The sequence below is a fragment of the Patulibacter medicamentivorans genome (assembly GCF_000240225.1).
GTDB classification, from domain to species: Bacteria; Actinomycetota; Thermoleophilia; order Solirubrobacterales; family Solirubrobacteraceae; genus Patulibacter; species Patulibacter medicamentivorans.
In genome coordinates, this window is sequence record NZ_AGUD01000102.1 from 1 (window position 1) to 15,508 (window position 15,508).

Here is a 15,508-nt window from a genome sequence, read left to right on the forward strand (position 1 = left end):
CGACGACCTTCCACGCCCACGGCCGCGCGGCCGCCGGCTGCCTCGGCGACGCGCTCTTCGCGGCGGCCTTCGCCGAGCTCGCCGGTGGCGGCGACGCGGCCGCCGTCCGGGTCCTGGCCGCGGCCAGCCGGGCGCTCGCCCAGGGCGAGCTGCTGCAGCGGGCCGACGCCTGGCGCGGCGACGTCGAGGAGTCCCGCTACATGACGCGCTGCCGGCTCAAGACCGGCGCGCTGTTCGAGGCCGCCGCGCGTCTCGGGGCGCTGGTGGCCGCCGACCCGCCGGAGGCGTTCGCGGGCTTCGCGTCGGCGATCGGCGTCGCCTTCCAGCTCTTCGACGACGTGCTCGACGTGGTCGGCCCGCCCGAGGTGACCGGCAAGCCGCGCGGGACCGACCTGCTGGACGGGACGGCGACGCTGCCGCTGCTGCTGGCCCGCGAGCGCGATCCCGGGCTGCGGGCGCTCGACGTGCGCTCGGTGACGACGCCCGAGCTGGCGGCGGACGTCTGCGACCGGATCGTGGCCACCGGCGCCACGACCGAGACCGAGGACCGCGCGCGAACGCTCGTCGAGCAGGCGCTCGCGGCGCTGCCCGACGGCCTCGACGGCGGGCGCTCGGGCGCGCTGCGGCTGATCGCCCGCGGCGTGGTCGACCGCCGGCTCTGAGCGGCGCTGCCGCGCGACGACCCCGTTCACGCCGCGTTCACCGCCGCCGCGAACGCGTTGGGGCCGCCCGTCGGCGATCCGAAACCGCGCGGATTGCAGGGACGATGCCGCGGTGGAGCAACGCGAAGGCGTCCGTCCTTCCGTCCACGACGTTCCCTTGTCGACCGCTACATGGAAGGATCCCCTTATGCCCCTTGGAATCGGCGTGCCCGAGCTCCTCATCATCCTGCTCGTCGTGCTGGTCATCTTCGGGCCGAAGAAGCTGCCGGGTCTCGGCAAGCAGCTCGGCACCGGAATGCGTGAGTTCAAGGACTCGATCGCCGGCAACGACAAGGACGACGCCAAGCCGAAGGCCGAGGCGCTCGACGCCGGGCCCGAGGAGACCGTCACCGCCCAGCCGGTCGAGCAGCGCGAGAAGACGCCCGGCGAGTAGCCGATCGACCCACCGATGCCGACCCTCCGCCCGGTCTCGCACGAGGCCCGGCTGACGCTGGTCGAGCACCTCAGCGAGCTGCGGACGCGCCTGTTCGTCTCGCTGGGAATCCTCGTCGTCGCGTTCAGCTTCACCTACTGGCAGCACAAGAACGTCCTCGACATCGTCAACCGGCCGCTCGAGAAGTCGCAGAAGGTCGGCGACTGTCGCGGGGCCGGAGACGCGCTCGAGAAGAGCGCCTGCTTCGACCAGGCGGTCGCCAAGGCGATGCGGCGGCTGACGCCGGCCCTGTCGGAGCTGTCGCGGACGACGACCGATCTCGCGGCCGGGCGTCCGGCCGCCGAGCGCGGCCGGGCGGCCGAGCAGGTCCGCCGCGTCGGCGAGGCGTCGCGGGCGCTCGACGCGGCCGCCCGGCTGGCGCCGACGTCGACCAAGCGCCAGCCGGTCACCCTCGGCGTTGCGGAGCCGTTCTTCCAGACGATCAACGTCTCGCTCTACGCGGCGCTGGTGATCGCGCTGCCGCTGCTGCTGTTCCAGCTCTACGCGTTCCTGATCCCGGCCTTCACGACCCGCGAGAGACGGGTCGTGCTGCCGATGATGATCGGGATCCCGTTCCTCTTCTACGCCGGCGTCGCCTTCGGCTACTTCCTGGCGCTGCCACGGGCCGTCGACTTCCTGCAGAACTTCAACGACCAGGCGTTCGACGTCCTCGTCCAGGCGAAGGACTACTACAAGTTCGTCGCCCTGTTCCTGGCCGGGACCGGGATCGTCTTCCAGATCCCGGTGCTCGTGCTCGGGATCAGCCGCCTGGGCGTGATGAACGTCCGTCAGCTGCGCAAGCAGCGCGGGATCGTCGTCCTGATCGCGGCGGTCGTCTCGGCCGTGATCACGCCGACCCCCGATCCGGTCACGATGCTGCTGGTGATGGCGCCGCTGGTGGTGCTGTTCGAGATCAGCGTGCTGATCGCGGCCTACCTCGAGAAGCGCAGTCCGCCGGGCCGCCGCTGGAGCGAATGGGGCGGGCTCGAGGACGAGGACGACGACCTCGGCGCCGATCCGGACGATCCGCCGGGCGGCTCGGGGCCGGACGACGACGCCACGCTCGACGGCTGGGCGGGCGACGTCGACGAGGACGAGGATCCGCCGCTCTGGGAGCTCGATCCCGACGAGGGGCACGCCGACCCCGGCGCGACCCGCCCGCGCCCGGCCGGCGAGGAGCCAGATCCCGCGCTGGCCGGCGATCCGGCCGGGCCGCGGCTGGCGGACGCGCCCGACGACGAGGGCGACCCGTGGTGGTCGACCGCCGACGACCTCGACGCCGACGACCCGTACGCGGCCTCGGGGACGGAGCCCGACGAGCAGTCCTCCGAGGCGGCCGCGAGCGACGCGGGCGACGCCGGCCCGGACGACCCTCCGGAGCCCGCCCCCGGCGGCGCCGAGGGCTCGCGCGGCTGAGCCGGCGCCCCTCGCGCGGGGGCCCGCCACCGGCCCCGTGCCGACCCGCTGGCGGTTCGGCACTCGTTCCTGTCTATCCTGCCGTGCATGCTGTTCGACCTGCGCGCCCCCGGCCGCAAGCGCTTCATCCAAGTCGTCTACCTGTTCCTGGCCGTGGTGCTGGTCGGCGGACTGGTGCTCTTCGGTGTCGGCTCGGGCCTGCCGGGCCTGTTCAGCGACGGCAATCCGGGCGGCGGCACCGACCTCACCAAGCAGCAGAAGGAGCGGCTGGAGAAGGTCGAGAAGCAGGTCGTGGCCCAGCCCAACAACGGCAAGCTGCTGGCCAGCCTGGCGTCGCTGCGGGCTGACGGCGCGATCGGCTCGATCAACCCGCAGACGCTCGAGATCAGCGGCGACACCCGCAAGCAGATGAACGCGGCCGCGGACGCCTGGCGCCGCTACCTGGCCACCAAGCCCGACCCGGTCGATCCGACGATCGCGGTCAAGATGGCCCAGATCTTCCAGCCGCAGCTGCTGAACAAGCCGGACGACTGGGCCGACGCCCAGGGCGTCGTCGCCCAGGACCAGGTCGCGCGGGCCGAGAAGGCCGGCGTCAAGCCTCCCTACACGATCTACCTGCAGCTGCTCCAGGCCGAGGTCGCCGCCAAGCGCACCCGCCAGGCGAAGATCCACGCCGCCGACGCGATCGCCGCCGCCCCCAAGGGCCAGCGCGACGCGGTCAAGCAGCAGGCCGACGCGATCCAGAAGGGCGAGGCGGTCGGCGCCACCGACGGCTCCTCGACCCCGAAGACGATCACGCTCCCCGACGACGAGAAGAAGTAGCCGTCGCGGCGAGCCGACGCCGGGACCCGGCGATCTTGTACGATCGCCGAGCCCTGGTAGCTCAACTGGTTAGAGCAGCGGACTCTTAATCCGAAGGTTGAGGGTTCGAGTCCCTCCCGGGGCACCTCGCACGCCAGCGCCTGGCGTCGAAGTGACTCGCACGAGGCCGGCGTCCTGACGCCGGCCTCGTCTCGTTCGGGCGTGACCTCGTTCGGCACTGGCTACTTGAAACAAGTCTTGTCGACGCGATTGCAAGCTATGTCGGCGGCGTGATCCGCCAGAACGCACGAGGGTCGCGAGGTGACTTGCCGACCCACTCGATCACGCCGGCCTCGCGCAGTGCCGCGAGTTCCCGCTGGACGACGGGTCGGGAGAGCCCGAGCAGGTCGGTGACCTCGCCGGTGCTCAGTCGGCCGGCCTGGCGGAGCGCAGAGGTGATCGCCCGCGCGTGTCCAGGAAGTCGCGCCTCGAGTTCTCGATCGACCGGCTCGGCGAGAAGCGTGAGCTCGACACTTCCGGACGTCTGTCGGTAGGCGGGGTCGACGAGACCTGCCTGGCGCATCTCGTCGAAGATCCGGCGGATCCCCTCGCCGAGCTCCTGGCCGAAGTGAAGGTCCGAGCAAACGCGAGCGATTCGCGGATTACGCGCGAATCGCGTCACGGCGCGTGGGTCCTGGAGGTCCACCAGCCCTGGGAACCTTCCGGGGCTCGAGATCTCCATACGGTCGTCGAAGATCTCGATCCTGATGTGATCGCCACCGGCGCTGTACGACCGGTGGACCACCGCGTTGACGAGACCCTCGAGCCACGCGTCGGCCGGAATCAACGGCACATCGCCGAACGTGCCGCTCGGCTGCAGGGCCCGCCGTTTCGGCTGCAGGTCGTAGATCGCCGCTCGCGCTCGGCTGAGCACCCACGGGATCGGTCCTTCGATCCGCTCGTCCTGCAAGAGCTGCTGTCGAGCGCCGGAGCCCCGCTCGCGCCCGCGGTAGCGAAGCACCCGCACGAAGCTCTCGGGGAGTGCTCGCTGGGGGTTGCGGGCGAAGAGCAGGGAGCCGGCAACGGTCAGGCGGTCGCCAACCGCAAGCCCGCGTGCCCGGAGCACCTGAACGCCGTCGTTGCTCCCCAACGCTCCCGCGTAGTCGTCGAGCAGTCCGATGTCGAGGTCGGCCAGTCCCATCTCTGGCAGTTCGCGGGCCTCGAAGCTCGCCTGCCCCTTGTCGTACGTCAGTTCCTGACGCTGGTGGAAGCCGAGCTTGCGGGTCTCGTCCCCCATCCGTAGAAAGACCTCGTCCTTCGTCGTCGCGTGTACGACGTCGCTTGTGTCGATGGCGATGACGAGGAGGTGATCTTCGACGCCGTTGTCGTTGACGCACTTGGCGAGCCGGGTCTTCGCGTGAACGGGAGGAACGCAGAAGTCGATGCCTGCCTGCATCTGGGCATTACGCCGGTCCGGTCGTCCGTCGGTGCCTTCCACGACTCCATCGTGGAGGCCGACGACGATGCTGCCACCGTCGGCGTTCGCCATTCCGCAAAGGGCTTCGGCCAACGTGCGGGCTCCGACCTTGCTCGACTTGCGGTCGAACCACTGATCCTCGGCAATGGCGAGCAGCGCCGGACCGACCTTCTCGATCGACTGGTGGAGCGCTGCGTGTACCGGGACGGTGCTCATCGGCCTACTTGCAATATTTGCAAGTAGAGATAAGTAGCACAAGTGCCGGACGAAACGCTGGGACTTCTACCGGCCGACGGCCGGCGTCAGCGCGACGACCCGCTCGATCGCGGCCTTCAGCGCGGCGGCGGTGTTGGCCTCGTCGTAGACCTGCAGCCGCGCGCGGCCGCGGGCCCGCAGCTCGGCGCGCAGCTCGGCGTCGCCGAGGACGACGTCGAGCAGGCCGGCGATCACGCCCAGGTCCTCGTCCTCGGTCAGGATCGCCGCGTCGCCCGCGACCTCGGCGACGCCGCCCGAGGGGCGTCCGACGACCGGCAGGCCGAAGTGGAACGCCTCGAGGATCGGGACGCAGAAGCCCTCGTGCTCGGACATGCAGCAGAGCACGTGGGCGCGGCGGTAGCGGTCGGCCAGGTCATCCTGGCTGATCCCCCGCTCCCAGCTGAAGGCGTCGCCGAGCAGTTGGTCCCCCAGCTCCTGGACCATCGTCCCGTAGCTCTCGTTGACCGGCTCGCCGACGATCCGCAGGGTCGCGTCGGGGCGGTGGCGGGCCCGCAGCAGCGCGACGGCCCGGATCAGGGCGTCGTGGCGCTTGTGGGGGCACAGGCGCCCGACGAACAGGACCTCGCCGCCGCGCTCGGGCGGGCCGACCAGCCCGCCGGGCCCGGGGCGCTCGTCCGGCCCCGGGGCGCCGTAGCGCTCCGGCTCGAAGAGGATCGGGATCACCGTGTCGGCGCCGAACTCCTCGGCCGTGTAGCGCGAGGCGCCGGCCGGCACGGTCGCCGACTCCATCACCCGCGTCGCCTCGCGCCGTCCCAGGTAGCACTGGAGCGCCGTCAGCGGGTCGTAGGCCCAGAACCACTCGGGCGGGGTGATGTTCTGGCAGAGGACGAGCGAGCGGTCGTGCCAGCGCAGCAGCTCGCTCAGCCCCGGCGTGTAGGCCGAGTACTGGGCGAAGACGACGTCGCCCGGCGCCGGCGCCAGCGAGCGCATCGGCTTGAAGGCGTCGCCGACCCGCGGGTCGATGTGGACCGCGGTGTCCTGGCCGCTCCAGCCCCAGGCGTCGAACAGCTTGCGGTAGCGGACCGCCTGGGTGGTGATCGCGTCGTAGGGCCCGGCCCCGCCGATCACCTGGTGGACGGTGATGCTCATCGTGCCCCCTCGCCGTCGCCGCCGCCGGCCGTCGTGGCGCTCGGCGGCAGGCCGTACTCGGCGCGCAGGTCCTCCTGCTGGCGCCGTGACGTCGCCTCGTCCTCGGCCTGGCGGCCGGCCGCGCGCTCGTCGGCCCGGACGTCGGCGTCGCTGCGCTGGACCCCCAGCTGGCCCTCGACCTCGCGCAGCCGCCGGCGCAGCCCGTCGACCTCGCCGCGCAGCTCGCGCAGCTCGTCGCGGACCAGGCTCGATCGCAGCGCCAGGTGGACGTTGACCCGGTTCTGGACCGACAGCACCTGGGCGTGGTACTGGCCGAGCAGCCGCAGCAGCGTCTGCTTCGTGCGGGTCACCGGCGCCCCGAGCCGGCGGGTCGAGCGGACCTCGCGCAGGTCGGGCTCGACGACGGCCCACTGCAGCAGCTGGTCGTCGCTGGGCTGGGTGCTGCGCTTCACGCGCAGGCCCTCGCCGGGGATCGTCGTCGCGGCGTGCTCGGCCGACAGCCGCCGGGCGGCGTCGAGGGCGTCCTCGGGTCTCACGCGGGCTCCTCGTGATCGGAAGGGGGCTCGGCGCCGCCACCGGCCGCGGCGGCCGCGGCGGCGACCTCGGCCGGGTGGTTGGTGCCGCGGACCGGGGCGGCCTCGCCCGACAGCAGGTGGCGGTACTCGCTCAGCACCTGCGCGGTCGGCCCGTCGGCCGCGACCCGCCCGCTGTCCAGCAGCACGGTGCGGGCGCAGGTCCGCTCGATCAGGGCCAGGTCGTGGGAGACGAGCACCAGCGTCGAGCCGCTGGCGACCTGGGCCGCGATCCGCTCCTCGCACTTGCGCTGGAACGCCCCGTCGCCGACCGCCAGCACCTCGTCGATCAGCAGCACGTCGGCGTCGAGGAAGGCCACGATCGCGAACGCCAGCCGCACGAGCATCCCGCTCGAGTAGGCCTTCAGCGGCAGGTCGACGAACTCCCCCAGCTCGCTGAAGGCGATCATGTCCTCCAGCCGCTCCTCGACCTGGCGGCGGGTGAGGCCGTAGAGCGCCCCGCCCATCAGGATGTTCTCGCGGCCGGAGAAGTCGCGGCTGAAGCCGGCGGCCAGGTCGAGCAGCGCCGCGACCTGCCCGCCGATCCGGACCCGGCCGCTGTCGAGCGGCACGATCCCGGCCAGCACGCGCAGGGTCGAGCTCTTGCCGGCGCCGTTGCGGCCGACGATCGCGACCGTCTCGCCGGGATCGATCGTCAGGTCGACGCCGCGCAGCGCCGGGACCGCCTCGGGCCCGCCGCGGTGCTCGCGGCGCAGCAGCAGCTCCTTCAGCGTCCGGCCGCTGTCGACCTGGACGTTGAAGCTGCGGGTCGCCGCCTCGAGCCGGATCGCGCCGATCGGGACCGCGTCCTGCTCGTACTCGCCGGCCATCAGAGCATCACCGCGAGGTCGCGCTGCAGCCGCCGGAAGATCAGCCAGCCGCCGCCCAGCGCGACGACGGTCGCCAGCACCATGTAGGCCATCGCCCCGGCCGACGGCGCGGCGCCGTCGTAGAGGATCGTGCGGAACGACTCGGCGAACGGCGCCACCGGGTTGCCCCACTCGAGCGCCGCGCGCGCGAACGGCTGGTCGGTGATGTCGCTCGGCCGGTAGAAGATCGGCGTCACGAAGAACCACGGGACGAGGATCGCGCCGACGATCGGCCCGACGTCCCGGAAGTGGGCGTGGAGCCCCGAGATCGCCAGTGCCAGCCCCTGCACGAACAGCAGCAGCAGGACGGTCGCGACCGGCAGCAGCAGCAGCGGCCAGTCGAGGGTGCCGCGGATCGCCACCGTCAGCACCGCCACGATCCCCATCAGCGCCAGGAACGTCATCGCCTGGACCGTGACGACGGCCGTCGGGATGATCTCGCGCGGGAAGCGGGCCTTGCGCAGCAGCGCGGCCTGGGCCAGCAGGCTGTCGCCCGCGGCCGGCAGGGTCTGGCTGACCAGCAGCCAGACGACCATCGCCGACATGATGAAGAGCGGGTAGGCCGGGTGCTGGAAGCCGGGCTTCAGGACCACCCCGAACATCAGGTAGTACGCGCCGAGCAGCAGCATCGGGTTGACCAGGTACCAGACCAGCCCGAGCACCGAGCCCTGGTACTTCTGGCGCAGCTCGCGCTGGACCAGCTGCTGGAACAGGAACCCGTGACCGCGCAGGTCCGAGACCCGGGTGAGCGAGGTGGAGCTCATCGGCGACGCATGATCGCGTGAATCGGCGCTGCCACGCGGTCAGGCCCGGTGGCCCGACGGGCCCCGGGAGCGCTCAGAACGCCCCGCGGCGGCCGAACACCGCCGGGATCGTCTTGACCAGGATCGAGAGGTCGAGCGAGACCGACCAGCGCTCCAGGTACAGGAAGTCCAGGCGCACCATGTCGTCGAAGTCCAGGTCGGAGCGGCCCGAGACCTGCCACAGGCCGGTGACGCCGGGCAGCACGTGGTAGCGCTTCTTGTGCCACTCCTCGAGCCGGTCGTAGTCGCGCTGCGGCAGCGGCCGCGGGCCGACCAGCGACATCTCGCCGCGGAGCACGTTGAGCAGCTGCGGCAGCTCGTCGAGCGACAGCCGCCGCAGCAGCTTGCCGACCGGCGTCACGCGCGGGTCGTCGCGGATCTTGAAGATCGCCCCGCCGGCCTCGTTGAGCTCCTCGAGCTCCGCCTGGCGGTGCTCGGCGTCCTGGTACATCGTGCGGAACTTGAAGCAGTCGAACGGCTTGCCGCCGACGCCGGGCCGGCGCGAGCGGTAGATCACCGGGCCGGCGCTGGTGAGCCGGATGCCGAGCGCGATCGCCAGCAGGACCGGGCTCAGGACCAGCAGGATCAGGGTCGAGACGAGCAGGTCGAAGACGCGCTTGATGGCGAAGTCGACGCCCTCCGAGACCGGCGGCTTGAGCTCGAACAGCGGCAGCGTCTGCCCGGGCAGGAACTCGGCCCGCTTGACGAGGATCTCCATCGTCGACGGGGCGACGCGGACATGGACGCCGCGGCGGTGGGCCTGGTCGACGACCTCGAGCGCGAGGTCCTGCGGGAACGCCGGGTCGGTGATGATCACCTCGTCGACGACGCCCTGGCTGAGCAGCGCCGGCAGGTCGCTGACCTGCCCGAGCGAGCGGGCCCGCTTCGGTCGCGCGCCGTGCTCGTCGACGGTCAGCACGCCGCTGACGCGGATCGCCGAGTCGACGTCCTCGGCCAGCGCCGCGGCGACCGCGTCGGAGTGGTGGGCGGGCCCGATCAGGACCGCGCGCCGCTGCTGGCCGGTGCGGCGCAGCAGCCAGCCGCTGGCGCTCTCGTACATCAGCCGCAGCAGGCCGATGCAGACGATCGCCGCGACCAGGCCGCCCCAGAAGATGTAGTAGCTGGAGAACTGCTGGCCGTCGATCAGGGCGAACAGCATGCAGACGACCATCGCCTGGAACGTGCCGGTGAGGATCTTCCCCAGCCCCGGTCGCTCGCTGCGGCGGCCGTAGAGCCCGAGCCGCGCGAAGTTGAAGAGCACCACGAGGATCGCGAACGGGGCCAGCTCGCGGGCCTGGTGGGCGTGGGCGCTGGCGTCGAACGAGCCGAGCCAGGCGGCCTTCAGCGCGAGCGCGACGAACAGCGCCACCCAGACGCTGAAGATGTCGATCGCCAGCAGCGCCACGAGCCGCATCGCGCGGCGGAGCGTGTCCAGCCGCAGCAGGAACGCGAGCGCCGTTGGGCGCTTGGCGCGGACGTCGACCGTCGGAAGCAGAGCCGTCACCGAAGCACCGCTCCCCGCGGTCTGATCGATGGTCGACTCCGGGGCAGGGGATCGCCGGTCGGCGGCCTCGTGAGTACCAGTCGCAGGCTGCACCAACGACAAGCGTGGCAGATGTGAAGCTCCGGCGTCGCACCAGCGCGTGCGCGGACCACCCGCTCGGCGGTCCGCGCAGGCCGCGCGACTCGACGGACTGTCGAGCCCGGGGCGCCGCGGATCAGGTGGGGTTGCCGAGCAGGCCGGCGCGCCCGGCCTTCTCGATCGTCTGCTCGAGGCCCTCGCGGAGCGCGACGGTCGGGCTCCAGCCGAGCAGGTCCCTGGCGCGCGTGATGTCCGGCCGGCGCTGCTTGGGGTCGTCGGTCGGCAGCGGCTGGTGGACGATCTCGCTGGTCGACGAGGTGACCTCGATGACCGTCTTGGCCAGCTCCAGCAGCGTGAACTCGTCGGGGTTGCCGACGTTGACCGGCTCGTGGACGCCCGACTCGGCGAGCGCGATGATCCCGGCGATCAGGTCGTCGACGAAGCAGAACGAGCGCGTCTGGCTGCCGTCGCCGAAGACGGTGATCGGCCGCCCCTCGAGCGCCTGGCGCAGGAAGGTCGGGATCGCGCGGCCGTCGTGCGGGCGCATCCGCGCGCCGTAGGTGTTGAAGATCCGCACGATCGCGGTGTCGACTCCCTGCTGGCGGTGGTAGGCCATCGTCAGCGCCTCGGCGTAGCGCTTGGCCTCGTCGTAGACGCCGCGCGGGCCGATCGGGTTGACGTGGCCCCAGTAGGACTCCTCCTGCGGGTGGACCTTGGGATCCCCGTAGACCTCGCTGGTGGAGAAGAGCAGGAACCGCGCGCGGTGGGCCTTGGCCAGGCCGAGCGCGTGGTGGGTGCCGTGCGAGCCGACCTTCAGCGTGTGCAGCGGCAGCCGCAGGTAGTCGATCGGCGAGGCCGGCGAGGCCGCGTGGTAGACGAAGTCCACCGGCTCGTCGACGAAGAACGGCGTGATGATGTCCAGCTGCAGGAAGCGGAACGCGTCGCTGCGGATGTGGGCGATGTTGCGCAGCGACCCCGTCTCGAGGTTGTCCACGCAGAGCACGCGGTGCCCGCGCCGCAGCAGCTCGTCGCAGAGGTGCGAGCCCAGGAATCCGGCGCCGCCGGTGACGAGGCAGGTAGCCATGGCGCCGCAGGCTACTCGCCCGCGGCCCTCAGCGGCGGACGTCCTTGAGGACCTTCTTCGGCACCGGCCCGAGCGGACGGTACTCGCGCTTGCCGAGACGCTCGGCCAGGTCCTCGGCCTCCAGCCGCTTCCAGACCACGGGGCATTTCTTGCACCGCGGCCGGCTCTTGCAGCACTTCTTCTTGGTGGTGACGGCGGAGCCCATCCACGACAAGCGTAGCGATATCCGACCTGTGCAGTCGCCAATTGGTTGGGGGCCCGAAGGTCTGGCCTGGGCGGGCCCGGCTAAAGTGGGACCCATGCCCGCTCCCGCCTTCGTCGCCGCACTGAACGAGCAGATCGCGAACGAGTTCGCCGCCAGCCAGCAGTACATCGCGGTCGCGGTCCACTACGACAGCGACACCCTGCCGCGCCTGGCCGCGTTCTTCTACCAGCAGGCCGTCGAGGAGCGGGGCCATGCGCTGAAGATGGTCCAGTACCTGCTGGACCAGGACGCCGAGGTCACGATCCCGGCGATCGCCGCGCCCAAGAACGGCTTCGCCGACATCGTCGAGCCGGTCAAGCTGGCGCTCGAGCAGGAGAAGCAGGTCACCAGCCAGATCGAGCACCTGGCGAAGGTCGCCCGCGACGCCGGCGACTACCAGTCCGAGCAGTTCATCCAGTGGTTCCTGAAGGAGCAGGTCGAGGAGGTCTCGACGATGAGCGACCTCCTGACCACGATCACCCGCTCGAAGGAGAACCCGCTCTGGGTCGAGGAGTTCCTCGCCCGCGAGGGCTTCGGCAACGGCGACGACGAGACGGGCGCGCCTCCGACCGCCGGCGGCGAGCTGTAGTGACGCCGCTGACCGGCCGCCGCTGGTGGTGGGCGGTCAGCGGGCTCGCGCTCCTGGCGCTGCTGCTGCGCCTGCCGACGGCGGGCGAGCAGGGGTTCTGGCTCGACGAGGTCTACTCCGCGCGGCTGGTCGAGCAGGGCCTCGGCCATGCGTGGTCGACCGTCCCGCTGACCGAGAACACGCCGCCGCTCTACTACCTGCTGGCCTGGTTCTGGACCCAGGCGACCGGGGTCTCGGAGCTGGGCCTGCGGTCGTTCTCGGCCGTCGTCGGGTCGATCGCCGTGATCCCGACCGCGCTGGTCGCGCGGCGGCTGGCGACCCCGTCGGCCGGCCTCGCCGCCGGGCTGCTGCTGGCGGTCAACCCGTTCGCACAGTGGATGGGCCAGGAGGCCCGCACCTACTCGCTGACGATCCTGCTCGGCGCCTGCGCGTGGCTGGCGCTGGTCGCGGCGCTGCAGCGACCGGACGCGCGCCGCGCCTGGCTGTGGGCGCTGGCCGCCGCGGCGCTGACCTGGACGCACTACTTCGGCGGCTTCCTGCTCGGCCTCGGCGGGCTGCTGCTGTTCGGCGACGCCTGGCGCCGCGGACGCGGGGTCGCCGTGCGGCCGCTGGTCGCGCCGATCGTGGCGTCGCTGGTGGCCGCGCTGGCGCTGGCTCCGATCGCGAGCGAGCAGAACTCGCTCGGGCGCTCCGGTGGGATCGCCGAGGGCAAGAGCCTGCTGACCCGCGTGATCGAGCAGCCGAAGCAGTTCCCGCTCGGCTACAACGGCCCGCTCGAGGAGCTGCTGGGAGCGTTCGGGGCGGCGGTGATGGCGGCGCTGGTGGTCCTGGCGCTGCTGCGGCGGCGGGGAGATCGCGCCGCGCCGGCTGCCGAGCCGGCCACGGGCCCGGCCGAGCCCGCCGTCGCCACCGCGGTCGTCGAGCCCGGCCTCGCGGCGGACCCGATCCGCCTGCGCCGGGTCCTCGCCGCGGCCGGCACCCTGGTCGCCGTGATCCCGATCGCGCTGACGGTCGTCGGCTTCGACGTCGTCCTGGCCCGCAACGTGATCTTCCTGCTGCCGCTGCTGGTGGCGCTGGTCGCCGCCGGGGCGCTGCGGGCGGTCTCGGGCGAGGTGGGGCGGATCGCCGGCCGCTCGCCGCGGGTGCCGGTCGTCGTCGCCACGACGACGCTGATCGCGGTCTCCCTGATCACGATCGTCGCGGTCGCGGTCGACCCGCAGTACCAGCGAGACGACTGGCGCGGCGCGCTGCGCCAGTCGCGGGCGGCCGGCCCGCAGCTGATCGCGGTGATCCCCTACCAGGACATGCCGCCGGCCTACTACCGGCCCGCCAGCCGCCCGTTCCGGATGCCGCCCGGGGGCGTCGCGGTCCGCTCGCTGGCGGTCGTCGATCGGCCGCCCGACGCGAACAGCCAGGCGCCGGCGCTGGTCGACCCGACCCCGTCGCCGCCGGCGCCGGGCTTCCGGCTGCTGCGGGTCGATCGCGACGCGCGCTTCCGGGTCTACGTCTGGCAGTCGCCGACCCCGGTCGTGCTCGGGCAGGCCCAGATCGACGCGATGCCCGCCGGCGGCGCCCGGACCCTGCTGCTCGACCCGACGGGCGGGCTGCCGGCCGCCGCCGGCCGCTAGCGCCGGCTACCGCGCGCCGCGGGAGCGCCGCCGCAGCAGCACGAAGCCGATCGCGGCGACCACGACCACGGCGATGCTCGGGATCGCCCAGCCGGGCGGGCCGTCGCCGTCGCCGCTGACGTCCTCGACCGCGTCGTCGCCGGTGCTCGGGGTGGTGGCGGCCTCGGGACCGACGTCGGTCCCGCCCGCGGTCGAGGTCTCGCCGGCCGTGCTGGCGGTCGTCGGGGTCGGCGGCGCCGCCGGCTTCGGCCCGGGCGGGTCGCCCTTGGCGTTGGTCACCCGCAGCGTCCTGCCGGTCGACAGGGTCACGATCGCCGAGACGTCCCAGTCCTGCCACGTGCCGCGACCGGCCACCAGCACCTCGGCGTGGTGGGTGCCGCTGGCGTCGCGGTCGGTGCGGACCCGGAACGTGCGGCCGGCCGCCGTCCGCACCCAGTAGACGACGCGCGAGCGCGGTCCGGTCCCGGGCCCGTCGAGCACGGTCGACAGGTCGACCGCCGCGCCGCGGTCGGTGTGGGCCTCGGAGCCCTGGACCACGATCCGGGTGCCGCCGCGCTCGCCCTCGGCGACGGTGATGCCGCCGTGCGCCCCGGCCGCCGGGACCCCGGCGGCCAGCAGCAGCGCCGCCGCGGCCGTCGGGAGGAGCGGGCGGAGCAGGGCGCGCATTGGCCGGATGCTGGCACCTCGCCGGCGGTCGCGCGTCGCCGCGCCGCGATCGCCGCGGGCGACCCCCGCCGTCTGCGGGTGATCCCGGAGACCGGTCCCCGGAGCATCCCGTCTGGTGATCGCGGCCGCGGCCCGCGACGATGCCCGGCATGGACGCAGAGCGCGCCAGCAACGGACCATCGCCCGCCGTCCGGCGGACCGCCCTCGCGCGGGCCGCCGGGACCGCCGGTCGCGGAGCGCTGGCCGCCGCGGTCGTGGTCGCGGCGGCGACGGGCTGCGCGGCGCTCGCGATCGTCGCCGGCAGCCTGACGCTGCTCGGCTGGGGCGTCGTCGTGGTGGTCGCCCTGGTCGCGATCGCCGCGGTCCTGCTGCTCCACGCGCCCGCCGGCCGCGGCTGGCTGATCCTGCCGCTGCTCGCCCTCGCCGTCCCGGCCGTGGCGGTGGCCGCCAGCGGCGTGCGGGTCGCCCCCCAGCGGGGAGCCGTCGTCGAGCGCCCGGCGACGCCGGCGGCGATCCCCGCGGATGGCTATCGGGCCGGGTTCGGCGAGCTGCTGGTCGACCTGCGACGGCTCGCCGTCCCGGCCGGCGGGACGACCGTGATCCGCGCTCGCGCCGACCTGCAGCGGACCGTCGTCGCGCTGCCGCGCGGACGCTGCTTCGACCTCGACGTCCGCTGGCGGACCGGATCGCTGGATCTGCCGGGCGTCGACGAGCACGCCGAGGTCAGCGGTCTCGACTGGTCCGGCTCGAGCATCGCGGAGTGGGCGCGGCGCGAGCGCTCCTGGGAGCCCCCGCTGGCTCGCGGCCGGATCGCGCTGTTCGGGCGGGTGCGGGCCGAGTCGCGCGGCCGCTGGACCGCCTCCGCGCCGCGGCCGGGCGCGCCGACGCTGCGGATCGAGCTGCGCTCCGAGGGCGGCTCGTTCGTCGTCCGCGACTACCCCGACGACATCGGCCCGCTCGGCAGCAGCGGCTGGCCCCGGAACGTCCAGCCGCCCGCCCGGCCCAGCGAGCTGCGCGAGGCCTGGGCGCGCCCGGCCGCCAGCCGCTCGTCGCGCCGCGCGTGGAAGCGCTTCGACGGCGAGCATCGCGCGTTCGTCGCCCACTGGACCGCGCTGCTGAACGGCGCCTGCCACCCGAAGGGCGTGCTGCAGTGAACGGCGCCGCGATCGACTCGGCACCGCTCCCGGCGCGTCGTCGCGGCGGCTGGCCGCCGGCGGCCTGGCTGCGCGATCGCGCGACCGCGGTGGCCGCCGCGGCCCTCGCCGTCGCGGTCGCCGC

The 15,508-nt window shown here is 73.1% G+C and carries 16 protein-coding genes and 1 tRNA gene; 8 read left to right on the plus strand and 9 right to left on the minus strand.

Features of this window, described 5'->3' with window-relative positions; all coding sequences use genetic code 11:
- The 5 genes from PAI11_RS08675 to PAI11_RS08695 all read left to right on the plus strand — a co-directional run.
- A partial coding sequence (locus PAI11_RS08675; RefSeq protein WP_050897172.1) for a polyprenyl synthetase family protein occupies window positions 1-662 on the plus strand: 662 nt, incomplete at its 5' end.
- Window positions 663-849: 187 nt separating this feature from the next.
- Window positions 850-1,095, plus strand: coding sequence for a twin-arginine translocase TatA/TatE family subunit (tatA, locus tag PAI11_RS08680; RefSeq protein ID WP_007573190.1), 246 nt, complete (start codon window positions 850-852; stop codon window positions 1,093-1,095).
- Window positions 1,096-1,110: 15 nt separating this feature from the next.
- On the plus strand, window positions 1,111-2,550 hold the full coding sequence (tatC, locus tag PAI11_RS24170; protein WP_007573192.1) for a twin-arginine translocase subunit TatC: 1,440 nt from the start codon (window positions 1,111-1,113) through the stop codon (window positions 2,548-2,550).
- A gap of 87 nt (window positions 2,551-2,637) precedes the next feature.
- Window positions 2,638-3,372 (plus strand): hypothetical protein, encoded by a 735-nt coding sequence (locus tag PAI11_RS08690; RefSeq protein WP_007573194.1) that lies wholly within the window; start codon window positions 2,638-2,640, stop codon window positions 3,370-3,372.
- A gap of 50 nt (window positions 3,373-3,422) precedes the next feature.
- Window positions 3,423-3,496: transfer RNA gene (locus PAI11_RS08695), tRNA-Lys, on the plus strand.
- A gap of 132 nt (window positions 3,497-3,628) precedes the next feature.
- Here the strand turns inward: PAI11_RS08695 and PAI11_RS08700 are convergent.
- The 8 genes from PAI11_RS08700 to PAI11_RS26980 all read right to left on the minus strand — a co-directional run bounded on the left by PAI11_RS08700 (window position 3,629) and on the right by PAI11_RS26980 (window position 11,308).
- The gene (locus PAI11_RS08700; RefSeq protein ID WP_050897173.1) at window positions 3,629-5,044 is read right to left on the minus strand and encodes an ATP-binding protein; all 1,416 of its coding nucleotides are present in this window, start codon (window positions 5,042-5,044) and stop codon (window positions 3,629-3,631) included.
- 66 nt (window positions 5,045-5,110) lie between these two features.
- A complete protein-coding gene (locus PAI11_RS08705) occupies window positions 5,111-6,193 on the minus strand; it encodes a glycosyltransferase (RefSeq protein WP_007573198.1) in 1,083 nt (360 codons plus the stop codon).
- A complete protein-coding gene (locus PAI11_RS08710) occupies window positions 6,190-6,729 on the minus strand; it encodes a hypothetical protein (protein WP_040599356.1) in 540 nt (179 codons plus the stop codon). The genes PAI11_RS08705 and PAI11_RS08710 overlap by 4 nt, the downstream gene beginning before the upstream one ends.
- Window positions 6,726-7,595, minus strand: a complete 870-nt coding sequence (locus tag PAI11_RS08715) for an ABC transporter ATP-binding protein (RefSeq protein WP_007573203.1) — start codon at window positions 7,593-7,595, stop codon at window positions 6,726-6,728. Before PAI11_RS08715 ends, PAI11_RS08710 begins: the two co-directional genes overlap by 4 nt.
- Window positions 7,595-8,398: an ABC transporter permease gene (locus tag PAI11_RS08720; protein ID WP_007573205.1), complete on the minus strand. Its 804-nt coding sequence runs from the start codon at window positions 8,396-8,398 to the stop codon at window positions 7,595-7,597. Before PAI11_RS08720 ends, PAI11_RS08715 begins: the two co-directional genes overlap by 1 nt.
- 73 nt (window positions 8,399-8,471) lie before the next feature.
- A complete protein-coding gene (locus PAI11_RS08725; RefSeq protein WP_007573207.1) occupies window positions 8,472-9,941 on the minus strand; it encodes a sugar transferase in 1,470 nt (489 codons plus the stop codon).
- A 214-nt stretch (window positions 9,942-10,155) separates the two neighbouring features.
- Window positions 10,156-11,103 (minus strand): UDP-glucuronic acid decarboxylase family protein, encoded by a 948-nt coding sequence (locus tag PAI11_RS08730; RefSeq protein ID WP_007573210.1) that lies wholly within the window; start codon window positions 11,101-11,103, stop codon window positions 10,156-10,158.
- 28 nt (window positions 11,104-11,131) lie between these two features.
- Window positions 11,132-11,308 carry a nucleoside/nucleotide kinase family protein gene (locus PAI11_RS26980; protein ID WP_007573212.1) on the minus strand — a complete coding sequence of 59 codons (177 nt, stop codon included), beginning with the start codon at window positions 11,306-11,308 and terminating at the stop codon, window positions 11,132-11,134.
- A gap of 94 nt (window positions 11,309-11,402) precedes the next feature.
- Between PAI11_RS26980 and PAI11_RS08735 the strand changes: the two genes are divergently transcribed.
- Entirely contained in the window at window positions 11,403-11,936 is a 534-nt protein-coding gene (locus PAI11_RS08735) for a ferritin (RefSeq protein WP_007573214.1), read from the plus strand.
- Window positions 11,936-13,564: a glycosyltransferase family 39 protein gene (locus PAI11_RS08740; RefSeq protein ID WP_007573216.1), complete on the plus strand. Its 1,629-nt coding sequence runs from the start codon at window positions 11,936-11,938 to the stop codon at window positions 13,562-13,564. The genes PAI11_RS08735 and PAI11_RS08740 overlap by 1 nt, the downstream gene beginning before the upstream one ends.
- A 6-nt stretch (window positions 13,565-13,570) precedes the next feature.
- Here PAI11_RS08740 and PAI11_RS08745 read toward each other — a convergent pair whose 3' ends face one another.
- Window positions 13,571-14,230 (minus strand): hypothetical protein, encoded by a 660-nt coding sequence (locus tag PAI11_RS08745; RefSeq protein WP_007573218.1) that lies wholly within the window; start codon window positions 14,228-14,230, stop codon window positions 13,571-13,573.
- Between the two features lie 149 nt (window positions 14,231-14,379).
- Between PAI11_RS08745 and PAI11_RS08750 the strand changes: the two genes are divergently transcribed.
- Window positions 14,380-15,384, plus strand: a complete 1,005-nt coding sequence (locus PAI11_RS08750; protein WP_007573220.1) for a hypothetical protein — start codon at window positions 14,380-14,382, stop codon at window positions 15,382-15,384.
- Window positions 15,385-15,508 lie beyond the last annotated feature (124 nt).